Raw genomic sequence first — 27,000 nt, forward strand, 5'->3', positions numbered from 1 at the left:
TGATCGGCATCACAGCAGAGTCAATAGCTGGACGAAAGTGACGTGAAGCCCGGCACGGGCAGCCCGTCACGTCAGCGGAGAACGGAGCGGCGCGTTGAATGCACTTCTTGCCCTGCCTCAGGCGGAGGACGAGGCACCGTCCCAGGCTGAGGCCGCCTACCGGCAGCTGCGGGACAAACTGATCATGCTGGAAATCCGCCCCGGCGAGCCGATCAACGAGGGCCAGGTGGCGGCTGAACTCGGGCTTGGGCGCACCCCCGTGCGGGAGGCCATCAAGCGGCTGGAGGTTGACCACCTGGTCATTTCCTATCCCCGCCGCGGCACCTTCGCCACGAATGTCGACTTCACGGAGCTGGCGGACGTCTCGGAAATCCGGGAACTCCTGGAGCCGCTGGCCGCGCGCCGGGCGGCGAAAAGGGCCAGTGACAGCATGCGCCGCGAACTGCTGCAGGTGGCCGATGCCATCGCGGAGCTGGGGCCCGGCCAGGGGGAGTCGCGCGAGCTGATGCGCTATGACCTGATGGTGCACCGGCTGATCTACAAGGCGGCCGCGAACCCGCACCTGGAAAGCACCCTGATCCGCTACGACAACCTGGCCACCCGCATCTGGTGCGTGGTGCTGGACAAGGTGCCGTCAGTGAGCGGCCACATCACCGAGCACGTGGACCTGCTCAAGGCGGTGGCCGCCGGCGACGCTGACAAGGCTGCCGAGCTGGCCCTGCACCATGTCACGAGCTTCGAGGAAACCATCCGCAAGGTGCTGTAGCCCCCCGGGGCGCTCTCTCACTTAACGCCGTATAAACCGGGACGCTCTCTCACTTAACGCCGTATAAACCGGGACGCTCTCTCACTCCTGAAAGGATGGAATGCGCTCTATGCCCGCTGCCGCCCGGAACGCACAGGACCGCACTGCCAGGTTCGGCTTCGCCTTCATCGGCGTCCTGCTCATCGCAGTCAACCTTCGGGTGTCCTTTGTCAGCGTGGGGCCGGTCCTGGCCAACATCAGCTCCGACCTTGGCCTGTCCAGCGCCGCGGCAGGTTTCCTGACGGGTCTTCCGCTCATTGCCTTTGCCGTCTTCTCGCCCGTGGCGCCCGGCCTCGCTTCGCGCCTGGGCCTCGACCGTGCGCTGTGGATGTCCCTGCTGATCCTGGCCTCGGGCATCGTGCTCCGCTCCTTGCCCGTGCCCGGCTTCATCTGGCTGGGCACAGCACTCATTGGCCTCGCAATCGCGTTCCTCAATGTCCTGGTCCCTTCACTGGTGAAGCGGGACTTTCCCACGAGGGTCAGCCAGCTCACCGGAAGCTACACCGCGACCCAGGCCGCCTTTGCCGCCATGGGGGCCGCCGTCGTCGTGCCCGTGGCGCAAGCGTCCCCCGCGGGATGGCGCCTTGCCCTCGGCATCTGGGTGGGACTTGCCCTCATTGCCATGGCGGTGCTCCTGCCGTGGCTGCGTCGGCACGGCTCCGGCACCGTGAGCGCCGCCAGGCCGGACGTGTCCTACCGGTCGCCGTGGACTTCACCCTTGGGCTGGCAGGTGACGATCTTCATGGGGCTGCAGTCAATTGCCTTTTACGTCCTGATGGCGTGGCTGCCCACCATCGAACAAAGCCGCGGGGTGCCGGCCACTACCGCCGGCATCCACCTGTCCGTTTTCCTGCTCGTCAGCGTCTTCGCCAGCCTTGCCGCAGGGGGCATCCTTCACCGGGGATCGGACCAGCGGATCGTTTGCTTCGCCAGCGGAGCCGTTATGGTTGTGACGTTCCTGGGCCTGGCGCTTGCGCCGGACCTCATTCTGCTGTGGGTCCTCCTGGGGGCAACCGGGTGCGGGAGCCTGATCGTCATTGCCCTGTCTCTGTTCAGCCTCCGGACCGTCAACTACCCGCAGGCGGCATCATTGTCCGGCATGGCGCAGTCCATCGGCTACGGCATGGCGGCTGTGGGGCCGATGATGTTCGGCGGGCTGCGCGATCTGAGCGGAGACTGGACGCTTCCCCTCCTGGTCACTGCGGGCATCATGGCCGTCCTCGCCGTGACGGGTGTGCTCGCCGGGCGGAACCGGGTCATCAGCCCTGCGGCGCAGGCCCCCGTCAGGCGTGCGCCTGGGCCCGGACGGACGTCCGTTCCACGGCGGGGCAGTTGATCCGGGCCACCCCGTCCGTTGCGGTTCCGGGCGCCCCATCCAGCCCGAGGAGCATCCTCACACCGGCAGCGCCCAGTTCGTAGTGGGGGAGGGACACGGTGGAGAGCGGCGGCCGCAGGTGGGCGGCAATGACTTCCTGGTTGTCGAACCCCACTACGGCCATGTCGTCGGGGATGGACAGGCCGTGCTCGCGCAGGCCGTCGTAGAGGCCCATGGCCATCCGGTCGTTGTAGCAGAAGACCGCGGTCACGCCGCGGGTGAGGAGATCGGACGTGGCACCGTAGCCGCCTTCCTGGTCCGGGTAGGCTTCCAGCACCAGTTCGGGGTCGAACGGAACACCTGCCTTTTCCAGCGCTTCCCGGTACCCCTGGAGCCGCCCGTCCTTGGCCGGCGCCGGAATGGTGGCATTGATGAAGGCAATCTTCCGGTGCCCGTGCCCCAGCAGGATTTCCGTGGCAGAGCGGCCGCCCTGCACCTCGTCGGGCACCACGGCCCGGGTGCCCGGCTCATTGGAGAAGCAGTTAACCAGGACGAAGCCGGCCTCCCGCAGCGGCGCCGGAATGTCCGTCTGGCGGTGGAACCACGTGGAGTAGAGGATGCCGCGGACCTTGTATTCGAGCATCATCTGGATGGCGTCCTGCTCGAGCTCTCCGTTGCCCTCGGTGTTGGCGATGAGGAGGGCGTACCCGTGCTTCCACGCCTCGTCCTGGGCTCCGTGGATGATCTGGCCGGCGAAAGGCGTGGTGGCAACGCCGTCCGCCACCAGCCCGATGAACCGGGACGTGCCGCTGACCAGGGTTTTTGCCATCGCGTTGGGCCGGTAGCCCAGCGTCCGGATGGCGTCCTGCACCCGCCGGCGGGTTTCCTCGGCGATACGGGCGGCCTTTTTCTTGTTCACCACCAGGGACACCGTGGCTGTGGAAACGCCGGCCGCTTCTGCGACGTCGCGGAGGGTGACGGGGTGCGCGCGCTCCGGGGTTTTCGGCGCCCGGGCGGCAGGTGCCGGCCCCTCCGCACCATTCTCCATTGAACTCATCTGCCCTCCTTGAGGAGTATATCCATCCGCCGTTGCCGTCATCCCTTCGTCGCCCCGCTTTCAAGTCCCTGGATCATGGCCTTGTTGAGCACCAGGAACACCAGCAGCAGGGGGGTGATGGTCACGCATACAGCGGCAAACGTTGCCGTCCAGTCCACCTTGCCCATGGCGCCGATGTAGTTCTGCAGGCCCAGCGGAATGGTCTTCAGGTCCTCGGACAGGACGAAGGTGTTGGCGAAGATGAAGTCGTTCCAGATGAAGATGCTGTTCACCAGGACCACGGTCACCACGGTGTTCAGGGACAGCGGCATGGTGATCAGCCCGAAGATCCGGTAGGGGCCGGCGCCGTCCAGGGATGCTGCCTCGTAGGTTTCCTTGGGGATGTACTCGTAGAACGAGCAGAAGAGGTAGATGGCCATGGGAAGCGAGAACCCGGCCAGCGGGATGATCATCGAGAGGTAGGTGTCCAGCAGGTTCACCGCCGAATAGTCGATGAACAACGGGACCAGGGCTATCTGCACCGGGACGATGATGCCGATCAGGAACAGGCCGCGGACCAGCTTGCTGAGCCGGAACCCCAGCACCTGGATGGCGTAGGCGGCCATCATGCCCAGCAGGACAATCAGGATGTTCGCCCCCATGGTGACGATGAAGCTGTTCAGGATGTTCCGCCCCAGGTCGCCGGTTTCGAACGCCCTGGCATAGTTCTCCCATGTCAGGGAGCTGGGCAGGGCAAACGGATCACCGGTGGCGAAGTCCTGCTCCGTGCGGAGGCTGGTCAGGAACAGCCACGCCAGCGGGTACACCTGCACGATCACGATGAGCATGATCAGCACGCGGGACAGCGTCCGGAACAGGTCGGGCCTGCGCCGGCGGCGCTTTCCGGGCGGCCGGACGGGTACGACGGCGGCGGGCGGGGTGGGAGGGGCTGCCTGGGTGATCATGAGTCTGCCTTCCGCTTCAGCAGGAACAGGATGAGGCCGACGGCGACGAGGCACTCAACCACGATGAACACCGAGATGGTGCTGGCGTAGCCGAAGTCCGTGCTGGTGAACGCCGTCTTGTACATGTAGGTGGTGAGCAGTTCCGAGGACTGCCCCGGACCGCCGTTGGTCATCAGGTAGGGGATGTCGAAACCGCGCAGCCCGTAGGTGGTGGCCATAATGGTGGTGGTGATCCACACCGGGCGGATGTACGGGAAGCGGATCTTGGTGAACAGCGTCCACCGGGACGCGCCATCCAGGACGGCGGCTTCCTCAAGCTCCTTGGGCACAGCGAGCAGGGCCGCGTAGATGATGAGCATGTACAGTCCGGTGAAACGCCATCCTTCCGGTGCGGAGACCGCCGCAAGGACCGTGTTGACGTCCGAGAGCCAGGGCCGCTCGAGGCTGTCGAGGCCCACCCAGTGGAACAGCTGGTTGAGAAGGCCCACGGGTTCCAGGGAGTAGATCCGCACGAAGAGGAAGGCGATGGCCACCGTGGAGATCACGGCCGGCAGCAGGTAGAGGGTCTTGATCAGTTCACGCCCGCGGCGGAGCGACGTGAGGAGGCTGGCAACCACCAGGGCGCCGCCGAGCTGCAGCACCAGGCAGATGGCCAGGTAGACGAGGGCGTTCAGGAACGCCCGCCAGAAGATATCGTCGGCGACGAACATCCGGACGTAGTTGTCCAGGCCCACGAACTCCATATCGCTGATGCCGTTCCAGGAAAAGAAGCTCAGGAACAGGGACTGGAGGATGGGAAAGAGGACTGCTGCGCCGTAAAGGAGCAGCGGTGGAAGCAGGAAGACCAGGACCGAGGTCCGTGACCTGTTGGGCAGCATCCTGTTGGGTTGCATGGCGGGGCCTTTCGGGCCTTGCGGGCGGGGGAACGCTTTCGCTTGTGCGTTCCCCCGCCGCGTTGGTTTCGTGGGAAAGCAGTGCCTACTTGAAGAACTTGGGGGCGTTCTGCGCGATCGTCTTGTCCATGGTTTCGGTGAACTGCTCAGGCGTGATGTTGCCCTGCACCAGCAGCACCAGCTCCTGCTGCAGCCGGCCGTTGGTGGTCGGGTCCAGCTGCGTGTCCCACGGCATGGCCTGCTTGGAACCGAGGCCGTCGGCCTGGTCCAGGGCCTTCTGGTACAGCGGCGTGGCATTGGCCGGCACAACGGTTTCGACGTCGGTGGTGGGGGACAGTGCCCCGGTGGCGGCATATTCCGCGGGGTACTTTTCCAGGGCGAACTTCAGGAAGTCGCTCACCAGGGGATCGTAGGTCTTGGCGTTCACGGCCATGCCGATGCCGGACGGCGACACGAACTCGTTGGCCCCCGTCACGGATCCTGCCGTGGTGGGGAGGGTGAAGAAGTCGATGTCGTTGCGGACGGCCGGGTCCAGCTTGTCCGTGGCCAGGCTGGGGAGTTCCCACGTGCCGATGTTGTACATGGCGGCCTGTCCGGAGGTGAACTGGTTCTGCGCGTCCGAGTAGCCCTGGGCGGAGAAGCCGTCCTGGAAGCACTTGGCCTTGCCCAGTTCCGCCATCCAGCTCACGGTCTTCTGGCCGGCAGAATCGCTGAACTTCGCCTCGCCCTTCTTCAGTTTCTGGACGAACTCGGGGCCGGCTTCGCGGAAGGGCTGGTAGGCAATGTAGCGTTCCAGCGGCCACTGGTCCTGGCCGTCGATGGCAATGGGGGTGATGCCGGCGCTGCGCAGGGCGGTGCACATGGCCGGGATGTCATCGAGCGATGTTGGTACCGCCACGCCGGCCTTCTCCAGCAGTGCCTTGTTGTACCAGATGAATTCCAGCTCGAACTGGAAGGGGATCATGTACAGGGAGCCGTCGTCGAAGCGCTGGTAGTCCAGCGCGCCCGGACGGTAGTTGTCGTAGATGTCCAGTGACTCCAGCAGCTTCTCGGCGTCCACCATCTTGCCCTGCTTGGCCAGCTGCTGGGCGAAGGGAGTTGCGTCCGTATCGAACAGTTCGGGCAGCTTGTTGGCTGCCGCCAGGGTTTCGAGTTTCTGGATGTAGGAGGGCCGGTCCGGGGTGGTGATCAGGTTGAGCTCAAAGCCCGGGTGGTCCTTGGCATAGTCGTCGGCGAGCTTCTTCATGATGTTGATGACCGCTCCGTCAGCGGGGCGGGAGAGCAGCCACGAGATCTTGCGGGCCTTGATCTCGCCGGTGGGGCTGACGTTGGACGGGTCGGTGGAGCTCGCGCCCCCGCAGGCTGTCAGTGCCAGGGCGGTGACGGCTGCGGCAGCGGCAGCGCGGAACATGTTCTTCATATGGGTCAATCTCCCTTGATTGGAACGGAGGATGGGTGTTGGGGTATTCAGTTGTCGGTGCGCTTGCGTACGTCGAAATCCGTGACGGTAATCGTGCCCTCGCCGGCGAACACGCCTATTCCGCCGGCGGGGAGGTCGTAGATGCGGGTGCTGAGCGCCACCTGGCGGTCCACGACGGCGACGCACAGGTCGCCGTCGACCACCACTTCCAGCGTGTGGCTGCCGGGGGAGAGGTCGCAGGGGCGTTCCAGTTCGATGGCGTAGGGAACGTCGCCCGAGACATGCCACTGGGCTGCCCCGGTGATGGTCCGGGGCCACCGGTCGAACACAAGGCGTCCGCGCTTCGGTTCGAGGCGGAGGACGTAGGAGTGGTCGCCGTCCGGGCTGGAGCGCAGCAGGATCCCGCATTCCGTGGTGCCCGGCTGGATGTCCAGCACCGCTTTGGCATAGAACTGCGTGGGCAGGTCCTGTGCTGTGACGGCGGCTCTATAGGAGTCCGGCGCGTCCAACCGGATGGGCAGCGGGCTCTCCAGCTCGAGCGGGACCGTGTCCCAAAAGCTGTCCACAAGCTCGTCCGCGAGGCCGAATGCCAGCGTTCCGTCGGGGTTCTGCCGTGCCTCCAGGACGGACATGGTGCCCGCCCACTGCCACGCGCCGTCGTCGCAATTGCCTTCCTTGCTGGCAATCCAGCCGAAGAAGAACCGCCGGCCGTCCCGCTCCGCCGTCTTGGAGGCGTAGAACGCACGCCCGTCGATGCTGTCCAGGTCCGGAACTGTCCACGGCCCCGTGGGGCTCTTGGCCATCCGGTACCGGGTGGTGAACGTTTCGGAAAACTCGGAGTAGGCCATGTACCACCACCCGTTCCATTCGAAGACGTCCGGGCATTCATGCGTGATGTACCTGCGGGGATCCCAGAACGGGTCCGTGTGCTCCCACGTCATCAGGTCCGTGGAAACGCACTGGGCGATGACCCCGCGGCGGCGTTCGGGACCGTCGGAGTGCCGGGCCGCCAGGAGCATCCGCCACAGGCCGGCCGCCTCGTCACGGAAGACGAAGGGGTCCCGCCAGTCCGCTGACTCGTAGCCGTCCGGTGCGCCGAACGTAAGCTCCGGGTGCTTGACCCACGTGTTCATGCCGTCCGTGCTGGTGGCGTGCATGACCAGCTGCAGGGGCAGGCCGTCCGTCCCGAGGTTGCCCGGGTTCTGGCCGGTGTAGAACAGGTGGTGGACGCCTGAGTCGTCAGCAATGACGCTGCCTGTGTAGCAGTTGAAGTCCAGGTCCTCTGTGGTTCCGTGGGGGAGGGCCACCCCGTGGTCCTGGAACTGGGTGAGGTCCTTGGTGGTCACCAGGTTCCAGGCCGTGCCGGGCTTCGGGTCGGCGCGTACCTCGTGAAGGTAGAAGAGCCAGAACTCCCCGTCCTTCTGGTAAGGGATAAGGTCTCCAACCCATGCATCGGCGGGCTGGAAGAAGACTGGGTAGCTCATCGGCGTTGATGTCCATTTCTGCTAAAGCGTTTGATCACCATGAAGCTAGCGTGAAATGGAACCTTGATCAAGCGTTTTAGCAAAAATTGTTCCGAAGGTCTTTTGCGGCTGGTTTGTGACGGAGGGCACTTTTGCTGAAACGCTTGACCGTGGGGTTGCCGCTCGGTATGTTCTTCTGCTAAAGCGCTTAAGCAGCCGGTGATCCGATCAGCGAACCACCGAAGGTTCCATTACCCCGAGCGCCAGGCGGAGCAGCCGCCCCCTGAAAGGAAGTCAACGATGACACATGCCTTTTCCCGTCGCCACGTCCTGCAAGGCACCGGAGCAGGAGCGCTCGCCCTGTTCATGGGCGGTGCCGCAGCTGCCGTCCCTGCCCGGGCGGCGCAGGGCTCACAGCGGGCCGTTTACCACATGACGCCGCCGTCCGGCTGGCTGTGCGACCCGCAGCGCCCGGTGTTCCTGGACGGCAAGTACCACCTCTATTACCTGCACTCCACGCAGAACAACGGCCAGGGCGGCTGGGATCACGCCACCACGGCAGATTGCGTGGCATTCACCCACCACGGGGATGCGCTGCCGCTGCAGCCCGACTTCCCCGTGTGGTCCGGATCGGCAGTGGTGGATACCGCCAACACAGCGGGCTTCGGCGCGGGGGCCATCGTGGTCCTTGCCACCCAGCCCACCGGTGGCATCCGCAAGTACCAGGAGCAGTACCTCTACTGGTCGACCGACGGCGGCTACACGTTCACTGCGCTGCCGGACCCGGTCATCGTGAACACGGACGGAAGGGCGGCCACCACGCAGGCGGAAATCGATAATGCCGAATGGTTCCGGGACCCGAAGATCCACTGGGATGCGGTGCGCAACGAGTGGGTCTGCGTGATCGGCCGGGCGCGGTATGCGGCCTTCTATACCTCCCAGAACCTGCGTGACTGGCAGCTGAAGCGCAACTTCGACTTCCCCAACCCCGCGCTGGGCGGCATCGAATGCCCCGACCTGTTCGAGATGACGGCCGACGACGGCACCAGCCATTGGGTGCTCGGCGCCAGCATGGACGCCTACAGCATCGGACTGCCCATGACCTACGCCTACTGGACCGGCACGTGGGACGGGGAGCAGTTCCTGGCCGACGACGTCAGCAATCCGCAATGGCTGGACTGGGGCTGGGACTGGTACGGCGCGGTGACATGGCCGGCTGCAGAGGCGCCCGCAACACGGCGGTACGCGATCGGGTGGATGAACAACTGGAAGTACGCCGCCCGCGACGTTCCCACGGATGCGTCCGACGGGTACAACGGGCAGAACTCGATCGTGCGGGAACTGCGCCTGGCGCGCCAGGGCGGCGGCTGGTACAGCCTCCTCAGCAGTCCCGTCACGGCGCTCTCGAACTACGCCGGCTCCACCACCGCGTTCCCGGCCCGGACGGTTAACGGCAGCTATGTCCTGCCCTGGTGCGGCCGTGCCTACGAACTGGAGCTCGACATCTCCTGGGAGGCCGCCGCGAACATCGGAGTCTCGGTGGGCCGCTCCGCCGACGGCGCCCGGCACACGAACATCGGCAAGTACGGCAATGAGCTGTACGTGGACCGTGCGCCCTCGGACCTTGCCGGCTTCCCACTGCTGCCGTACACGCGTGCGGCAGCGCCCATCGACGCCGCCGCGCGGTCCGTCCACCTGCGGATCTTCGTGGACACCCAAAGCGTCGAGGTGTTCGTCAACGCCGGCCACACGGTGCTCTCGCAGCAGGTGCACTTCGCCGACCGCGACACCGGGATCTCCTTCTACACCGACGGCGGGCCTGCAACGTTCTCCGGCATCACCATCCGGTCCTTCCAGTAGCCGGCCACGCGAAGCGGCGGCCCCCACGCATCGGTGGAGGCCGCCGTCGGTATTGCGGCATGTTCAGCAGCCGGCGGGAAAACCAGCGGCCGGCAGGAAGAATCAGATGATGGCAGCCTTCAGTTCCTTGGCCGCCAGGGCGGGATCCTCGGCGCTGTAGATGGAACCGCCCACAACGGCCACGTCCGCGCCGGCGCGCTGCACGGCCCCGATGGTGGAGAGGTTCACGCCGCCGGCCACCGAGAAGGGCACGCGGGCTTCTTCTCCGGCGCCCAACAGGACGTTCAGGTTGTAGCCGGGCAGCGCCTGCTCGTCCAGGCCGGCATGGAACTCGATGAACCTGGCGCCCAGGGCGCGCGCTTCCTTGGCGCGGGACACCTTGTCCGCCACACCGATCAGGTCCACCACTACGCCCTTGTTGTGGGCTGTGGCTGCCTTGACGGCGCCGGCGATGGTGGAGTCGTCGGCGCTGCCCAGGACGGACACCAGGTCCGCGCCCGCGTTGAAGGCGATGTCGGCCTCGAGCTCGCCGGCGTCCATGGTCTTCATGTCCGCGAAGATGATCTTGTCCGGATGGGCCGTCTTGATGGCGGTTACCGCGGAGAGCCCTGCGTTCTTGATCAGGGGTGTGCCGAGCTCGATGATGTCCACGGACTCGGCAACCTTGCCGGCCAGGTCCAGTGCGGCCTCAACGGTGAGGACATCCATGGCTACTTGCAGTTTCATGTGGGGGTCGCTTTCTCTTGTTTCCTGCTTCTTGTGTTGGGGGAAGGGGCCGGGCAACCTACTCAAGGTTTGCGTGCCGCAGCCAGAGGTCCTCCGGGGCGGCGGCGTCCTCGTCCCACAGGCTTTGGAACACCGCCTCGGTGGCGGCGAACAGCACCTGCTCAAAGAGGCTGCCCGAGTACTGGCGCGTGAGTGACGAGCCGTGATCGGTCTTCCGGGCGGCAGGGATGATCACGACGGCGGCAGCAGCGGCCGCCAGCGGGGAACCCTGGGCGGTGGTGTAGGCAGCCACGCAGGCGCCGTGGGCGGCTGCGGTTTCCGCGGCTTTGACGACGCCGGCGGTGGTGCCGGAACCGGAAGCCGCGAGGAGCAGGTCGCCGGCGCGGATGGCCGGCGCCGTGGTCTCGCCAACCACGTGGACCGTCAGCCCCAGGTGCATGAGCCGCATGGCTGCCATCTTCAGGACCAGGCCGCTGCGGCCGGCGCCGGCCACGAAAATCCTGTCTGCCAGCCGAAGTTCGGTCACCAGCGCGGCTACCTCGAGCGGGTCGACCTGCTGCAACACCGAGCCGATTTCGTCCAGGACGAGGCCACGGTTGTGGTGGAAAGCCCGTGCCGTTCCCGTCAGGGCGGCCGGGCCTGCTTCTGTGGTGGCGTTCATGCGTTTACCTCCTGGGACGTGGGCGCCTATCCATCCTCGCCTGCCCAGGGGGTGGGTGGAACGGCATGATGGGGCGGCCTTGGCCATCCGAATGGGTAGGTGCATCGGGGGCGGCCCACCTACACTGGACTCGTGGATCACCAAGACGCAGCCCTGCTCCAATCAATAGCCGCCCTGGCAACGGCACCCCTGTTGGATATGGCGCACCAGCTGCGCGCGGCTGCCGCCCCGTACATCACGTCCAGCGCGCTGGTGATTTTCACGGAGGACTGCACCGGCCGGCCGCAGAAGAAGGCCGGTGACGAGGCCATCATCAGCCAGGTGTCCATAGCGGAGTTGGATGCCATCCGTGCAACGCTCGTGGAGGCGGGCGACGCCGGAACCTGGAGCGGGGACGCCTCGTTCGGCGGTGGCGTTCGCCCGGTGCTCGCGGTGTCCTCGCCGAGCAATGCGCTTCTGGTCCTCTCGGACCCGCAGCCGGCCAGGCCGGAGGCGCAGTGGATGCTGCACTACCTCTGGACCCTCGCAGCTGAACGGATCCGCGAAAAGGTGGCTGATGCGCCGCCGTCGTACCTCATCGAATCACGCGCCGCCTCGGCGGAGCGCCTGCGGGTGACCGCTGAACTGGTGGACCAGCACTCCACCACCCTCGAAACGCTGCTCGCGGCGCTGAGGTCGCCTTCGCTGGGGGACGCCGCGGCCCGGACGGCGGCAACGGACGTCGCGGCCAGGGCACTGGTGGGCCTGCGCACCCTCAGCGACCGCACCACCGACCTCGTGGAGGAACCGGTCGCTTCAGCATTCCAGCGGCTCCGCGAGGACCTCCGGCCGCTGATGGGCTTCAGCGGCATCGACGTCCAGTTCATCGAACCGCCAGTGAACGGCCGCGCGCTTCCCGGTGAGGTGGCTCATGCTGCCAGGGCGATTGTCCGCGGGCTGGTCCTCGCCATGGTGGACCAGGAGGGCGTCCGCCGGATCCGCACGCAATGGGACTGCGACGGCGTGAACCTCCTCATCAACGTGCGCGACGATGGCCCGGGCGAGCTTTCCGCGTCGGCGCCTGCGATGGCGCGCCTGGTCCAGCGTGTTGAAGCGCTGGACGGGAGCATGGGCGTGGACGTGGTGCCCGGCTGGGGCGCCGACGTCGCCGTGGCAATTCCGCTGGATCCGCCCGCCCGGCCGCTGGCCGACGTCGCCCAGTGGAACCTGGGGGAGCGCGAGCTGGAGGTCCTCCAGCTTCTCGCCGCCGGCCAGCGGAACCGGGGGATTGCCGCGAAACTCCACATCAGCGAAAACACCGTGAAGTTCCACCTGCGCAACCTCTACCGGAAGATCGGCGCATCGTCGCGCACTGAGGCGATGGCGCTCGCCCACAGCAACGGCCTGCGCTGATTTCACGCGGCGCAAGCTACTTGAGAGTATTAGTCATGGCTTCGAACAATGAGCGCGAACCCGACGTCGATGGTGAAGCGGGCCACGGCGGCGTCCAGTCCGTGGACCGTGCCCTCGCGGTCCTTGAGATCTTGGCACGGGACGGCCACGCCGGCGTGAGCGACATTGCCGAGGAAATGGGCATCCACAAATCCACTGTGTCGCGGCTGCTCGGCTCATTGGTGAGCCGGGAGATGGTCCACCAGAACAGTGAGCGCGGAAAGTACCAGCTGGGCTTCGGCATCCTCCGGCTGGCAAGCTCCATCCCCGGGCGCCTGAGCCTGGTGCGGGAGGCCCGTCCGGTCATGGAGGCCCTGGCGGACCAGTTCAAGGAGACAGTGAACCTCGCCGTGCTGCGCTCCAACTATGCCGTGAACGTAGACCAGGCGATGGGGCCGTCAACACTGGCCACGTATGACTGGGTGGGCAGCCTGACCCCGCTGCACGCCACCTCCAGCGGCAAAGTCCTGTTGGCGGCACTTTCAGCGGATGACCGGGACCGGATCCTGACGGAGACGGGGCTGCCGGCGCGGACCCCGCGTACCATCACCAACCGCAAAGACCTTGAAACCGAGTTGATCACCGTGGCCCGGGACGGCTATGCCGTGACCCGGGAGGAATTCGAAATCGGAATCAACTCGATGTCCGTGCCGGTGTACAGCCACCTGGGAACCGTCATTGGCGCCATCAGCATCTCCGGGCCGGCCTTCCGTTTCGATCCGGAGAAGGAGCCGGGACTGGCAGAAGGCCTCAAGGATGCAGGCCTCCAGGTGAGTGCAAGGATGGGCTACACCCGGCGGTAGTGCGGCGGGGTCCACAGGGAGGATTGGGAGGCTGCCAAACGCTGTGATTCCGCGCGCAGGCAGCGCTCAGAGATCCTCTTCGAGACGGGCGGTAAGGATCCGGTTGGCGTTAACGTGCAGGATGCGGAGCGACTCCTGGATCAGGGGTGAGGCGATGCTGCCCCTGCGCACCGCGGCGACAATGCGGCGCGTGGGTTTCGCCCGGCCGGTGAGGCGCAGCCGAACCACGTTTTCGGCACCATGCAAAGGTGCAAGCCGGGGCAGCAGGCCTACGCCCAGCCCGGCACCCACGAAGGCGATGTGGGTTTCCCATTCAACGGCTTCGTGGGCAATCCGCGGCGTCACCCCGACTGCCGTGAAGGCCGCGGTGAAGAGGGAGTGGTAGGCGGAACCGGCGGCCTCCGTGATCCAGGGTTCCGATGCCAGCTCTTCGAGCGTCGCCGTTTCCCGTGATGCCAGCGGATGGTCACCGGGAATGATCACGTCCAGTGGATCGTCGAGCAGGACTCTCTGCTCGAAGCGCGGATCGTCCTCACCATAACTGTCGGACTGCATGGCGACAATGACTGCCAGGTCGATCCGTTCCGCAATCAGCAAGTCGAAGCAGCGGGCAGGCTCAGCCTCAAGAACCTGCACCTCCAGCGAGGGGTGTGTCGAGCGCAGGGTGGCGGCCAGCGGCGCCAGCAAGTGGGCGGCTGCAGAGGAGAATCCGCCGAGGCCAAGATGGGCCTGCACCTGGTCGCCGGCCTCCATGGCCGCGGCGCGCAGGCTCTCCCATTGGGCGATGAGGGGATCCGAGCCCGCCACGAGAAAACGTCCCGTGGCGGTAAGCCGCAGGCCCCGGCCGTCTTTCGTCAGCAGTTGCATTCCGAGTACGCGTTGGAGCTCCCGCAACTGCGCGGAGACGGCGGAGGGGGAATAGCCCGTGAGTTCCGCGGTCGCGCCTACCGTGCCGCACCGGGCGAATACGCGGAGCGTGATGAGTCGCGCGTCAATCATGCATTTATTCTGCACGGTAATCTTCAAAGTTTTGCGCTTTTCTTGCAGTAGTTGTGACCCTAATCTCATGACAACGAGTACATCGACCACTGCCGGTACCACCCCCGCACCCCTGGTCAACACGCAACACCCACTACCCATGCCTCCCGGGAGGAAACCCATGACTGCTTCAGTGAACGTGCCCCTCAATTCACGCGGAAAAATCGCTGCATCATTGCCTGCCGAGCAGCTGGCCGAGATCACCGCGTTGTTTGAGTTCCGTCGCACCGGCTACTCCCTCGACGCCCCCTTCTACACTGATGCCTCGATCTTCAAGGTGGACATGGAGGCCATTTTCGGCCAGCACTGGATCTTTGCAGCCAGCACCGCCGAGCTGCCCGAGCCGGGTGACTACGTCACCGTCGACTACGGGCCATACTCCCTGATTGTGCTGCGCAACGACGACGGCGGCGTGAACGTCCTGCACAACGTATGCCGCCACCGCGGCGCCCGCGTCCTGACTGACGCTGCAGGGTCAACCGGAAACCTGGTGTGCGGCTACCACTCGTGGACCTACTCGCCGGAGGGAAATCTGATCCATGCCTCCGCTCCGGGGGAAACGAAGTTCGACAAGAGCTGCTTCGGCCTCAAGCGCGCCCACGGACGCGAGGTCGCCGGACTCATCTTCGTCTGCATCGCGGATGAACCGCCAACGGACTTCGACGAAACCGCGAAAATCTTCGAGCCCTACCTGGCGCCCCACGATCTCTCGAAGACAAAGATCGCCTACCAGCAGAACATCATCGAAGAGGGCAACTGGAAGCTCGTCATGGAGAACAACCGTGAGTGCTACCACTGTGACGGCCACCCCGAGCTCGCCTGCTCCCTCTTCCCCACCTGGGGCCTGACGGAGGGCCTTATCCCGCCCCACCTTGAGGAAGTGTGGAACCGGAACAAGGAAGCCCAGTCCTCCCTCGAGGAGCGTTGCCGCCGCTATGGCCTTCCTTACGAGGTGGTCGAGCAGCTTGACACCCGCATCGCGGGACTCCGCATCTCACGGGAATCACTCGATGGAGAGGGCGAATCGTTCTCTGCCGACGGGCGCAGGCTTTCCAAGAAGCTGCTCGGCGACTTGCCCGACTTCCGCCTTGGCCGCTGCTCCATGCACCTGCAGCCCAACAGTTGGTTCCATTTCCTGGGCGACCACGTCATCACGTTCGGTGTCTTCCCCATCAACGAGCACCAAAGCCTCGTGCGCACCACATGGCTGGTGGCTGACGACGCCGTGGAAGGCGTCGACTACGACCTGGAAAAGCTCACTTACACCTGGAAGCAAACCAATCTGCAGGACAAGGCATTCGTGGAGCTCTGCCAGCAGGGTGCCGGCAGCCCCGCCTACGAGCCGGGCCCCTACATGAAGAGCGAATACCAGGTGGAGGCATTCATCAACTGGTACGTACAGCGCGTGCAGGAGCACTTGGCATGATTGAACTCCTCACTGAAACGGCAATCCAGGAACCACAGCGTATCCGGGGTCTTGAGATGCCGTGGAACAGGGTGATGGGAAGCACCGAGACGCCCGCCCGGGCAGCCCGAGCGTTGGGCCCATGGCATCCGCAGGAGTTTATGGCCGAATGCGTCGAGACGGTCCCCGAGGCCGGCGGCATGATGACCTTCGTGTTCCGCCGCTGTGACGGTGCGCCCCTGGCGTTCCGTGCGGGCCAGTACGTGAACGTCGCATTTCCCGTGAATGGCGAAGACCAGGAGCCAGCGGACCGCAGCTACTCGCTGTCCAGTTCGCCCACCCAGCCGTGGACCTTCAGCATCACCGTCAAGTGTGACCCCACGGGCCTGGTCTCGCCATGGGTGCACGAGAACGTCAAACCCGGCACCGTCCTAGAGATGCTCGGACCGGTGGGAGCATTCCACCTGCCTGATGCAGACCGGCGGGCACGGTACCTCTTGCTTGCCGCCGGCGCAGGCATTACTCCCATCATGTCCATGGTGCGGACCATCCACTCCCTGCCCGGACACGCCGATGTTGTGGTGCTCTACCATGGCTCGGATGCCGGCGGCTTTGCCTTCCACCGGGAATTGGCCTACATCGCCTCCGTGGACTCACGCGTCAAGGTCCACTACTCCCTGGGCGACCGCAGGGTACCGGAGGGGTGGGAAGGGCTCAGCGGAAGGCTGACGGCGGCCATGCTCGAGGAGGTGGCCCCGGACGCCAACGGCCGCCAGGTGTACGCCTGCGGTCCTGAGGGTTACCTGAACACCGCCACCAGGCTCCTCAGGAAGGTCGGTGTCGATGACACTTCCATCTACATGGAGTTCTTCTCGGGAGACCGCCAGACGCTCCTTGAATACCAGGCGGAGGTGGCGCTTGCAGCCGACGTTGCGGAGGAGATCGCTGAGGAGATCGCCGAATCCGCCGAGGACTACTTTGAAAGCCAGCCGGCCGCGTTCGGCCTCTACGAGCCTGGCTACGACGCCGACGGAACCCTGCAGGCCTCCGGGATGCCGCTGGAAATCGTCGACCCGGAGGCGCCCGGCCCAGGCCCCTCCGCCGACAGCCCGGGCGGCGAGCCGGACGCCGGCTCCCCTGACGCCTCGAGCTTTGACACGGTGGGAACAGGCAGCCTCACCATGTCCTTCACGCGTACCGGCATCAATGTCCGGATCGACCCAAGCGAGCGCATCCTCGAGGTGGCCCAGCGTGCTGGAGTCAGGATTGGCGCGAACTGCAAGGAAGGGATGTGCGGCTCCTGCAAGGTCGTCAAGCTTTCCGGGGAAGTCGAGATGAACCACCAGGGCGGGATCCGGGCACGGGAAATCTCTGCAGGCAAGTTCCTGCCCTGCTGCTCCACCGCGCAGACGGACCTGGTGATCGATGCCTGACCCTGTTCCCGGACCACGGTCAAGGCGCAGCCGAGCCCCCGAAATAGGGCTTAAGAATTCGGAAAATCCTTGACACGCGAGATTGGCCCGGGCCACTCTGTTGCTTATTGCGAGACGTGTTGATCCTTGCGGAACAACCGCCCCGTTCACAGCAAAGCTGATTCTGCTTACTGAATGCCAGGAAGCACCAGATCCTCCGCCCGGCTTGGGGACGCCGGAGCACTGCGCCAGCCCATGAATTCAAACCAAAGGACTTGACATGGCTTTGAACAGCGACATCCGCCCGGATGCCCATTCCCCCCTTGAGCAGGAGGAGCCCAAGCTCGTTCCACCTGCGCCGGAGAACTCTCCTTCCGCCCACGACTCACTCGACGCGGAGGACACCCAGCAGATCATGCAGGAACTCCGCCAGACCAAGGCCGAGCAGGCCGTGGCGGAGCGCCGGAACCGTAAGCTCACCCTCGACAAGGCCACCTTCGGCATCACCGGCATCCTGGCCCTCGCGTTCGTGGCCTGGGGTTTCCTGGGCCGGGACAGCCTGGCTGCAACCTCAACCGTCGCGCTGGACTGGGTGATGGAATACACCGGCTGGCTCTTTATGGTGCTGGCCTCGCTGTTCGTCATTTTTGTCCTCTGGCTGGCACTCGGAAAATGGGGCAACATCCCGCTGGGCAAGGACGGGGAACGGCCCGAATTCCGGACGGTCTCGTGGATCGCCATGATGTTCGCCGCCGGCATGGGCATCGGCCTGATGTTCTACGGCGTGGCCGAGCCGCTGTACCACTACATCGCCCCACCGCCGGGCACCGTGGACGGCCGGACGCCCGCTGCCATCCAGACAGCCATGGCCACCTCCATCTTCCACTGGACCCTGCATCCCTGGGCGATGTACGCCGTCGTCGGAATCGCCATGGCCTACGGCACCTACCGCCTGGGGCGCAGGCAACTGATCTCCGCAGCCTTTACGTCCCTGTTCGGCATCAGGACGGTGGAAGGGCCGGTAGGAAAGTTCATCAACATCCTGGCAATCTTCGCCACGCTGTTCGGCACGGCGGCCTCTCTGGGACTCGGCGCCCTGCAGATCGGCAGCGGGCTGAGCTCAAACGGGTGGATGGGCGAGGTGGGCACGCCCGTGCTCGTGGCCATTGTGGCCGTCCTGACCGCCTGCTTTGTGGCCTCGGCAGTGTCCGGCATCAGCCGCGGCATCCAGTGGCTGTCCAACATCAACATGGTCCTGGCCGTGGTCCTGGCGCTCATCGTCTTCATCGCGGGCCCCACGCTCTTCATCCTGAACCTCATCCCTGCCGCAGTGGGGGACTACGCCCGGGATCTGGCCGAAATGTCCTCCCGCACCGAGGCGGTCGGTGACGAGGCCCTTCGCACCTGGATGTCCGGCTGGACCATCTTCTACTGGGCATGGTGGGTGTCCTGGACGCCTTTCGTAGGCATGTTCATCGCCCGGATCAGCCGCGGCCGCACCATCCGGCAGTTCGTTACCGGCGTCCTGCTGGTCCCCAGCGTTGTCAGTGTCATCTGGTTCGGCATCTTCGGCGGGGCCGCGTTCAAGGTCCAGGAGAAAGCGGACCAGGCCGGCCAGCCGGGGCTGGTGGCCATGTCTGACGGCGCACCGTCCATCGACTTCGACGGAGCACTGTTCGACCTCGTCAACAACCTGGCCATGCCGGGCTGGCTGACCGGAGCAGTCATTGTCCTGGCCATGGTCCTGGTGGGAATCTTCTTTGTCACCGGCGCCGACTCGGCGTCACTGGTGATGTCTTCCCTCAGCTCCAACGGTTCTGCCGAACCAAAACGAGGGCTGGTCATCTTCTGGGGCCTGCTCACCGGCGCCGTGGCGGCCGTGATGCTGCTCGCCGGAGGCGACAAGCCCTCGGAGGCGCTCTCCGGGCTGCAGCGCATCACCATCGTGGCAGCCCTGCCGTTCGTGCTGGTCATGCTGCTGCTCTGCTTCGCCCTGGTCAAGGACCTGCGCCGGGACCCGCTGTCCCTGCGGCGGCGGCTCGCCGACTCGGTGGTGGAACGCGCCATCCGGACCGGAGTGGACCAGCACGGCGGCGTCCAGTTCGATCTCGTGACCCAGCACCAATGTGATCAGCACTGTTCGGAGGACGGCCCGTGCGCCGCTTCCGCCGCTGACACCCCAGCCCCCGCAAAGAACCAGGAGTAGACCATGACCACAGTCCTTGAGGGCCGCCCTGCCGCCAACGCGACGGCGGAAGCCGGCGCCGTCCCCAGCGTTCGCAGTACCGGCACCGCACAGTACGTCCTCACGCTGGCGTGCCCGGAGCGCCCCGGAATCGTCCGGGCGATCACCGCATTCCTCGCTGACCGCGGCTTCGACATCGTTGAACACCAGCAGTTCGATGACCACATGAGCGGCAAGCTCTACCTGCGCACGGCCTTCACCCCGGGGGACAAGGAAGTTTCCGCGGAAGGCCTCAGCGCAGAGTTCGCCGCCACTGCCGATGAATTCGACATGGAGTTCGCCATCCACGACGGCAGCCCCCAGCGCGTGCTGGTGATGGTCTCGAAGTTCGGCCACTGCCTCAACGACCTCATCTTCCGGTGGCGCGCCGGAAGCCTGGGTGCGGAGATCGCCGTCGTGGTGTCCAACCACGAGGACCTCCGCCCTATGGCGGAAGCCGCCGGCCTGCCGTTCATCCACGTCCCGGTCACCGCGGACACCAAGCCGCAGGCCGAGGCGCGCCTGCTGGAACTGGTCGAGGAGTACCAGGCGGACCTGGTGGTCCTGGCCCGCTATATGCAGGTCCTCTCGGACGGCCTCAGCAAGACCCTCCGCGGCCGCGCCATCAACATCCACCATTCCTTCCTGCCCGGGTTCAAAGGGGCCAAGCCCTACCACCAGGCCTACGACCGCGGCGTGAAGCTCATCGGCGCCACCGCGCACTACGTCACCGCAGACCTGGACGAAGGCCCGATCATCGAGCAGGAAGTGTTCCGCGTGGACCACAGCCTGGACCCGAATGCACTGGTCACTGTGGGCAGGGACGCCGAATCGCAGGCACTGTCCCGCGCCGTCAGGTGGCACTGCCAGCACAGGGTCCTGCTCAACAACACCCGCACCGTCGTCTTCCGCTAACGCGAACACCAGGAGAACTACTTATGAGCGCATCACCACGCGTTGTCATCATCGGCGCCGGCATCGTCGGAACCAACCTTGCCGACGAACTCGCCACCCGGGGCTGGACCAACATCACGGTGGTGGAACAGGGCCCGCTGGAACTCGCCGGTGGCTCCACCTCGCACGCGCCGGGCCTGGTGTTCCAGAACAACCCGTCACGGACAATGACGGAATTCGCCACGTACACCGTGAACAAACTGCTCGCCCTGAGCAAGGACGGCCAGTCCTGCTTCAACCAGGTGGGCGGCCTGGAGCTGGCAACCACACCCGAGCGCCTCGCCGACCTGAAGCGCAAAATGGGCGTCATGACCTCCTGGGGCGTCGAAAGCCGGATCGTGGACGCCGACGAGTGCGAAAAGATCTACCCCCTCCTGAACACCGGCAAGCTCACCGGCGGCCGCGAAGTCCTGGGCGGCCTGCTCATCCCCACCGACGGCCTGGCCCTGGCCGCCCGTGCGGTGCAGCTGCTGATCGAGCGCTCCAGCGAGGCCGGCGTGAAGTACCAGGGCAACACCACCGTCACCGGCATCGCCCAGGAGGGCGGCAAGATGACCGGCGTCGAAACGGACAACGGGCTGATCCCGGCGGACATCGTGGTGTCCTGTGCAGGTTTCTGGGGCCGTGAACTCGGCAAGATGGTGGGCCTGGAAGTTCCGCTGCTGCCGCTGGCCCACCAGTACGCCATCAGCAACCCGCTGCCCGAACTCGAGGGCGTCAACGAGCTCCCCAAGGGCGCCAGCAAGCCCATCCTGCGCTACCAGGACAAGGACCTGTACTACCGCGAATGGGGCGACCGCATCGGCATCGGCAGCTACGCCCACCGCCCCATGCCGGTGGACATGTCCGCCCTGCCGAAGGTCTCCGCGGAGGAAATGTCGGACCACCGCATGCCCTCCCGCCTCGATTTCACCCTGGAAGACTTCCTGCCCGCGTGGGAGGACAGCCAGGACCTGCTGCCGGCGCTGCGCAACTCCGGGATCCAGGACGGCTTCAACGGCATCTTCTCCTTCACCCCCGACGGCGGCCCGCTCATGGGCGAGGCGCCCGACCTCCAGGGCCTGTTCGTGGCCGAAGCCGTGTGGGTGACCCACTCCGCCGGTGTGGCCAAGGCGATGGCCGAGCTGCTGGTGGACGGCCACCCCCAGACGGACCTGCATGGCTGCGAGCTCACCCGCTTCGAAAAGGTGCAGACCTCCGACGCTTACGTCAGCGAAACGTCCCAGCAGAACTTCGTGGAAATCTACGACATCCTGCACCCGCTGCAGCCCAAGGAATCCCCGCGCGACCTGCGCGTCAGCCCGTTCAACGTCCGGCAGAAGGAACTGGGGGCCTTCTTCCTGGAGTCCGCCGGCTGGGAGCGTCCGCACTGGTTCGAAGCCAACCGCGGCCTGCTGGAGGAGCTTCCCGCAGAGTGGCAGGCACCTGAGCGCGACGAGTGGTCCGCCATGTTCTCTTCCCCCATCTCTGCGGCCGAGGCGTGGAAGACGCGTACCGCCGTCGGACTTTTCGACATGACGCCGCTGAAGCGGCTGTCCGTGGTGGGGCCGGGCGCGCAGGCGCTGCTGCACCGGCTCAGCACGGGCAACATCGCCAAGAAGCCGGGTGCCGTGACGTACTGCCTGCTGCTGGAGCACGACGGCGGCATCCGCAGTGACGTGACGGTGGCGCGGCTGGCGGAGGAAGACTTCCAGCTGGGCGTTAACAGCAACGTGGACTTCGACTACCTGCGGGTGGAGGCCCGGAAGCAGTCGGCCGCCGATCCCACCCAGTGGGTGCATGTTGCCGACATCACCGGCAGCACCTGCTGCATCGGGCTGTGGGGGCCGTTGGCCCGCGAGGTGATCGGCAAGGTCAGCTCCGACGACCTGACCAACGACGGGCTCAAGTACTTCCGCACCAAGGAAATCTCCGTTGGCGGCATCCCCGTCACGGCCATGCGGCTCTCCTACGTGGGCGAGCTGGGCTGGGAGCTTTACACCACCGCCGAATACGGGCTGAAGCTGTGGGACCTGCTGTTCGAGGCGGGCCGGGAGCACGGAATCATTGCCGCCGGCCGCGGCGCGTTCAACAGCATGCGGCTTGAGAAGGGCTACCGGCTGTGGGGCACGGACATGACCTCCGAACACCACCCGTACCAGGCCGGCCTGGGCTTCTCGGTTGCCAAGGACAAGACCGGGTTCGTGGGGTGTGAGGCCCTTGCGGCGCGCAAGGAGCAGCCTTCCGCGCGGGAGCTGCGGTGCCTGACGGTCGACGACGGCACGTCCCTCGTGCTGGGCAAGGAACCTGTGTACGTGGACGGTTCCGCAGCGGGGTACGTCACCAGCGCCGCCTACGGCTACTCCGTGCGCAAGCCAATCGCGTACGCGTGGCTGCCCGCCTCAGTTTCCGTTGGTGATTCGGTGGAGGTTGAGTACTTCGGCAAGCGCATCGCCGCCACGGTCTCTGCCGAGCCGCTGTTCGATCCGGGCATGGAGCGCCTCCGGGGCTAGCCCGGAACCTGTCCGTACTTGTCATCGGAAACCGGGGGCCGCCGAACAGGCGGCCCCCGGTTTTTCGTGTGCCGGCCCGGTTCCCGGCTTATTGTCGGACCCCCTTGGCAGGATGGGTTTATGGGCAGGGAAGCGGTGGCGAGGGCGTTTGCGGATATCAGGGCCGCCCTTGCCGTGCTCAATGCGGAGGTGGACGGGTGCGGTTCGGAGCCGTTCTCTGCTGCCGATCCGTTGGCCGGGCTGGCGGACGGGTGCCTGGACATCCTTGCCGGGGTGCGGGAGGTGGAGGCCGGTTTCGCAGGCCTGAAGGCCCGTGCTGCCGTGAAGTATGCGGACAGCGCCCAAGCCATAGCGCCGGATATGCCGGTGCAGGCGCAGGAGATGGCTGTCGCGGCGGAAATCGGCTGCCTTTTGGCTCTCGGACACCGGGCAGCGGGTACGTTCCTGTCCGTATCCCACGCGCTGACCAAGGAGTTGCCGCGGACGTTATCGGCATTGCACGCCGGCACGATCTCCTGGCAGCACGCCCTGGTCATGGTGGACGAGGCCGCAACCCTGGACCCGGCCGGGGTCGTCGCCCTGGAAGCCCACTTCCTCGACCCGGCCGTCCCTAAACCGCCCACCGCCGCAGCAATCGGCGAAATGCCGGCGCACCGGCTCCGGCACAAAGCTCGCACCTGGCGTGAACGCCACCACGTCGAATCCATCGAAAAGCGCCATGCCAAGGGGGTTGCTGAACGGCGGGTGGAATACCGGCCGGACCAGGACGGCATGGCCTGGCTCTCCGCTTGTTTGCCCGCGCACCAGGCGCTGGCAGGCTGGAACCGCCTTAACGCCCTCGCGCGGGCCGCACAAGGACCCAACGAACCCCGCACCCTCACCCAAATCCGGACCGACAAATTCGCCGAAGCCATCCTCACCAGCGGAACCAGTGCAACCTTCCATGCAGACAACAGTGCAGGTAACGGCGAGGAAGCAAGCGACAGCGACGGAGCCGGCGCAGGAACCGGTGCTGGCCTGCTTTCCCCGGGGATCCGGGCCCAGGTCCTGGTCACCGTGCCGGTGTTCTCGCTGATGGGCCTCACGGAGGAGCCGGCGGTGCTGGACGGGTTCGGCCCCGTTCCGCCGTCCATGGCGCGGGACCTGGTTGCACACGGAGCAGACTCCTTTCACCGCGTCCTGGTCGATCCGCGGGACGGGGCACCTCTGGAGATTGGGCGCACCAGCTACCGGGTGACCAAGGCGATGCGGAATTGGCTCAGGCTGAGGGACGGCAAATGCCCCTTCCCCGGCTGCAGCAACAGCTCTTTGGATAATGAGGCAGACCACCTCCTCGCCTGGCACCACGGCGGGACCACCGGGATCAGCAACCTCGGACAGCCCTGTCCGAAACACCACAAACTCCGGCACACCACCGGCTGGACACCAACACCAGCCACCAAAAACCAACCTCCCGGCTGGACCTCACCCACCGGTCGCCACTACAAAAGCGAACACCAGGACTGGGAACCACCCCACTGGCCGAGCCAGCTGAAGCTAGGTACGGCGGATTTCCTGCACACTGCCCAGTCGCCGGGAGAGGACGCCTTGGAGCGCTTCCTCCGCGCCCGCGCGTGACTACGCATCGGCCACCGGCGTGTGGATGAAACACCGACGGCGACACGGGCACCTGCCGCGTGTCGCCGTCGTCGTTCTGCCGGTAGGAGCGCCGCGGGGGCTATCCCGCCGCGGCAGGCTCCAGTTGCCCGGAAGAATCCTGGTCGGTGGTTTCCGCGAGGTGCGGCACGAACCGGACGAACATGGCCTTAAAGCCGGGTGTGTTGGATTCGCGGGCCACGTTTTCCTTGTGGACCAGGGCGTTGGCTTCGGGGAAGTACGCGGCCGCGCAGCCCTTGGCGGTGGGGTAGGCGATCAGGCGGAACTTGTCGGCCTGCCGGTCGTGGCCGCGGAAGGTGCTGACCACGTCCACCAGGTCCCGGTCCTTGAAGCCCAGCTCCACCAGGTCCTCGGGGTGCACCAGGATCACCCGGCGGCCGCCGGAGATGCCCCGGTAGCGGTCGTCCTGGCCGTAGAAGGTGGTGTTGTACTGGTCGTGGCTGCGGATGGTCTGGAGCACCAGGTGCCCGTCGGGCGGGGTGAGGTATTCCAGCGGGCTCACGGTGAACCGGCCCCGGCCGATGTCGGTTTTGAAGGACCGGGTATCGCGCGGCGGGTTGGGCAGGACGAACCCGTTCTTGGTCCGGATCCTGGCGTTGAAGTCTTCGAAGCCGGGCAGCACGCGGGCGATGTGGTCGCGGATCACGTCGTAGTCCTCGGCCATGGCTTTCCAGTCCACGGGGTGGTCCGGGCCGAACGCGGCCTCGGCCATCCGTGCCACGATGACGGGTTCGGCGAGCAGGTGCTCGGAGACCGGCGTGAGCCTGCCCTGGGTGGAGTGGACCACGGACATTGAGTCTTCCACGGAGAGGAACTGTGCGCCGTTGGGGTGCTTGTCGTCCTTGTCCGTCCGGCCCAGGGTGGGCAGGATCAGCGAGGTGCGCCCATGCACCACGTGGGAGCGGTTGGGCTTGGTGGAGATGTGCACGGTCAGGCCGATCCGCTGCATGCCGGCCTCCAGGGTCTCGGTGTCGGAGCAGGCCAGGGAGAAGTTGCCGCCCATGGACACAAAAACGTCCACCTCGTTGCGTTCGAACGCCTCCATCGCTTCCACGGCGTCATACCCGTGGTGCCGGGGTGAGGTGATCCCGAACTCGGTGTCCAGCGCCTCCAGCAGCCATTCCTTGGGTTTTTCCCAGATGCCCATGGTGCGGTCGCCCTGGACGTTGGAGTGCCCGCGGACCGGGCAGGCGCCGGCTCCGGGCTTGCCGAAGTTGCCCTGCAGCAGCAGGACGTTGACCATCTCCTTGATGGTGTCCACCGAGTGCGGCTGCTGGGTGACGCCCAGGGCCCAGCAGAAGATGGTGGCCTTGGACTTGATGAGCATCCCGGCAACGGTCTCGATCTGCTCCCGGGTCAGCCCGGTGGCCTTCTCGGTTTCGGCCCAGTCCAGGCTGCCGCGGGCCTCGCGGTAGGCGGCGAACCCGTCTGTCTGCGCCTCGATGAAGGAATGGTCGACGACGGTGCCCGGGTTCCGCTCTTCCTCCGCCAGGAGCAGGTGGCCAAGGGCCTGGAACAGTGCCAGGTCACCGCCGACCTTGATCTGCAGATATTCGTCGGCAAGCGGCGTGCCGCCGCCCACCACGCCGGAGACGGTCTGCGGGTCCTTGAAGTTGAACAGCCCGGCCTCGGGCAGCGGGTTGACCGCCACCACTTTGCCGCCCTTGTCCTTGCATTCCTTCAGCGCGGACAGCATCCGCGGATGGTTGGTCCCGGGGTTCTGCCCCACCACGAAGATCAGCTCGGAATCATGGATATCGTCCAGGGACACGGTCCCCTTGCCAATCCCGATGGTCGGGTTCAGCGCCGAACCCGAGGACTCGTGGCACATGTTGGAGCAGTCCGGCAGGTTGTTGGTGCCCAAAGCCCGCGCGAACAGCTGGTACATAAACGCCGTCTCGTTCGCGGTGCGCCCGGAGGTGTAGAAAACGCAACGGTCGGCCGTGGTGGCCCGCACATGCTCGCCGATCAGGTCGAAGGCATCACCCCAGGAGATCGGTGAATAGTGGCTCTCGCCTGCCCGGATCACCACGGGTTCACTTAGCCGGCCCTGGTTGCCCAGCCAGTACTCGGTCTTCGTCGAGAGCTCGGCGATCGAATGCCTGGCCCAGAACTCGGCACCGACGGTGCGGAGGGTGTTTTCCTCGGCCACCGCCTTGGCGCCGTTCTCGCAGAACTCGGCGGTCTTGCGCTTCTTGTCCGACTCCGGCCAGGCGCAGCCCGGGCAGTCGAAACCGCCCCGCTGGTTCAGGCGCAGCAGCGAGTGCGCCGTGCGGGCCACCCCGGCCTGGGCCACCGCGCGTTCCAGCGCCACCATCACGGCTTTCACGCCTGCCGCCTCGGCCTTGGGCTTATGGACTTCGAGGTTGTCCTCGTCAATGTCCGCAACGGGGGCGGGCTGCTTACCGAACTTCATTGTTCCAACTTCCTTACCGGCATGC

The 27,000-nt window shown here is 65.8% G+C and carries 20 protein-coding genes; 11 read left to right on the forward strand and 9 right to left on the reverse strand.

The genetic code is table 11. From position 1 onward, the window contains the following. Positions 1-94: 94 nt before the first annotated feature. Together AC4BCK_RS01485 and AC4BCK_RS01490 are read left to right on the forward strand one after the other, a co-directional pair. Positions 95-766, forward strand: coding sequence for a GntR family transcriptional regulator (locus AC4BCK_RS01485; RefSeq protein ID WP_251420740.1), 672 nt, complete (start codon positions 95-97; stop codon positions 764-766). Between the two features lie 100 nt (positions 767-866). Then, positions 867-2,141: an MFS transporter gene (locus AC4BCK_RS01490; RefSeq protein WP_490566494.1), complete on the forward strand. Its 1,275-nt coding sequence runs from the start codon at positions 867-869 to the stop codon at positions 2,139-2,141. Here AC4BCK_RS01490 and AC4BCK_RS01495 read toward each other — a convergent pair. The 5 genes from AC4BCK_RS01495 to AC4BCK_RS01515 form a co-directional block, all read right to left on the reverse strand. Further along, positions 2,089-3,177, reverse strand: a complete 1,089-nt coding sequence (locus tag AC4BCK_RS01495) for a LacI family DNA-binding transcriptional regulator (protein ID WP_490566495.1) — start codon at positions 3,175-3,177, stop codon at positions 2,089-2,091. The genes AC4BCK_RS01490 and AC4BCK_RS01495 overlap by 53 nt on opposite strands. 38 nt (positions 3,178-3,215) lie before the next feature. Then, positions 3,216-4,121 (reverse strand): carbohydrate ABC transporter permease, encoded by a 906-nt coding sequence (locus AC4BCK_RS01500; protein WP_363936707.1) that lies wholly within the window; start codon positions 4,119-4,121, stop codon positions 3,216-3,218. Then, on the reverse strand, positions 4,118-4,999 hold the full coding sequence (locus AC4BCK_RS01505) for a carbohydrate ABC transporter permease (RefSeq protein ID WP_251420958.1): 882 nt from the start codon (positions 4,997-4,999) through the stop codon (positions 4,118-4,120). Before AC4BCK_RS01505 ends, AC4BCK_RS01500 begins: the two co-directional genes overlap by 4 nt. A 100-nt stretch (positions 5,000-5,099) precedes the next feature. Then, positions 5,100-6,434 carry an ABC transporter substrate-binding protein gene (locus AC4BCK_RS01510; protein ID WP_490566496.1) on the reverse strand — a complete coding sequence of 445 codons (1,335 nt, stop codon included), beginning with the start codon at positions 6,432-6,434 and terminating at the stop codon, positions 5,100-5,102. Positions 6,435-6,481: 47 nt separating this feature from the next. Continuing rightward, entirely contained in the window at positions 6,482-7,918 is a 1,437-nt protein-coding gene (locus AC4BCK_RS01515; RefSeq protein WP_490566497.1) for a glycoside hydrolase, read from the reverse strand. A gap of 279 nt (positions 7,919-8,197) precedes the next feature. Between AC4BCK_RS01515 and AC4BCK_RS01520 the strand changes: the two genes are divergently transcribed. Continuing rightward, entirely contained in the window at positions 8,198-9,757 is a 1,560-nt protein-coding gene (locus AC4BCK_RS01520; protein ID WP_363956013.1) for a glycoside hydrolase family 32 protein, read from the forward strand. Between the two features lie 102 nt (positions 9,758-9,859). On the opposite strand, the gene hxlA is transcribed toward AC4BCK_RS01520, so the two are convergent. Both hxlA and hxlB read right to left on the reverse strand, forming a co-directional pair. After that, a complete protein-coding gene (gene hxlA, locus AC4BCK_RS01525; protein ID WP_174179041.1) occupies positions 9,860-10,483 on the reverse strand; it encodes a 3-hexulose-6-phosphate synthase in 624 nt (207 codons plus the stop codon). 58 nt (positions 10,484-10,541) lie between these two features. Then, a complete protein-coding gene (gene hxlB, locus AC4BCK_RS01530) occupies positions 10,542-11,144 on the reverse strand; it encodes a 6-phospho-3-hexuloisomerase (protein ID WP_490566498.1) in 603 nt (200 codons plus the stop codon). Positions 11,145-11,276: 132 nt separating this feature from the next. Between hxlB and AC4BCK_RS01535 the strand changes: the two genes are divergently transcribed. Then, on the forward strand, positions 11,277-12,536 hold the full coding sequence (locus AC4BCK_RS01535) for a helix-turn-helix transcriptional regulator (protein WP_490566499.1): 1,260 nt from the start codon (positions 11,277-11,279) through the stop codon (positions 12,534-12,536). Positions 12,537-12,571: 35 nt separating this feature from the next. Next, positions 12,572-13,378: an IclR family transcriptional regulator gene (locus AC4BCK_RS01540; protein ID WP_490566500.1), complete on the forward strand. Its 807-nt coding sequence runs from the start codon at positions 12,572-12,574 to the stop codon at positions 13,376-13,378. A 66-nt stretch (positions 13,379-13,444) separates the two neighbouring features. On the opposite strand, the gene AC4BCK_RS01545 is transcribed toward AC4BCK_RS01540, so the two are convergent. Further along, on the reverse strand, positions 13,445-14,377 hold the full coding sequence (locus tag AC4BCK_RS01545) for a LysR family transcriptional regulator (protein ID WP_490566501.1): 933 nt from the start codon (positions 14,375-14,377) through the stop codon (positions 13,445-13,447). 160 nt (positions 14,378-14,537) lie between these two features. Here AC4BCK_RS01545 and AC4BCK_RS01550 point away from each other — a divergent pair, with 160 nt between their 5' ends. From AC4BCK_RS01550 to AC4BCK_RS01575, 6 genes are all read left to right on the forward strand, one after another. Then, positions 14,538-15,842 (forward strand): aromatic ring-hydroxylating oxygenase subunit alpha, encoded by a 1,305-nt coding sequence (locus AC4BCK_RS01550; RefSeq protein WP_174179033.1) that lies wholly within the window; start codon positions 14,538-14,540, stop codon positions 15,840-15,842. Next, positions 15,839-17,254, forward strand: a complete 1,416-nt coding sequence (locus AC4BCK_RS01555) for a ferredoxin reductase (protein WP_490566502.1) — start codon at positions 15,839-15,841, stop codon at positions 17,252-17,254. The genes AC4BCK_RS01550 and AC4BCK_RS01555 overlap by 4 nt, the downstream gene beginning before the upstream one ends. 259 nt (positions 17,255-17,513) lie before the next feature. After that, entirely contained in the window at positions 17,514-19,439 is a 1,926-nt protein-coding gene (locus tag AC4BCK_RS01560) for a BCCT family transporter (protein ID WP_366285272.1), read from the forward strand. A gap of 3 nt (positions 19,440-19,442) precedes the next feature. Next, on the forward strand, positions 19,443-20,372 hold the full coding sequence (gene purU, locus AC4BCK_RS01565) for a formyltetrahydrofolate deformylase (protein WP_310110045.1): 930 nt from the start codon (positions 19,443-19,445) through the stop codon (positions 20,370-20,372). Between the two features lie 23 nt (positions 20,373-20,395). After that, entirely contained in the window at positions 20,396-22,903 is a 2,508-nt protein-coding gene (locus AC4BCK_RS01570) for a GcvT family protein (protein ID WP_490566503.1), read from the forward strand. Between the two features lie 120 nt (positions 22,904-23,023). Continuing rightward, positions 23,024-24,520, forward strand: a complete 1,497-nt coding sequence (locus tag AC4BCK_RS01575) for an HNH endonuclease signature motif containing protein (protein WP_490566504.1) — start codon at positions 23,024-23,026, stop codon at positions 24,518-24,520. Positions 24,521-24,620: 100 nt separating this feature from the next. Here the strand turns inward: AC4BCK_RS01575 and AC4BCK_RS01580 are convergent, their stop codons facing one another. Continuing rightward, the gene (locus AC4BCK_RS01580; protein ID WP_490566505.1) at positions 24,621-26,975 is read right to left on the reverse strand and encodes an FdhF/YdeP family oxidoreductase; all 2,355 of its coding nucleotides are present in this window, start codon (positions 26,973-26,975) and stop codon (positions 24,621-24,623) included. Positions 26,976-27,000: the final 25 nt, after the last annotated feature.

This window comes from Pseudarthrobacter sp. As-47 (assembly GCF_058215595.1).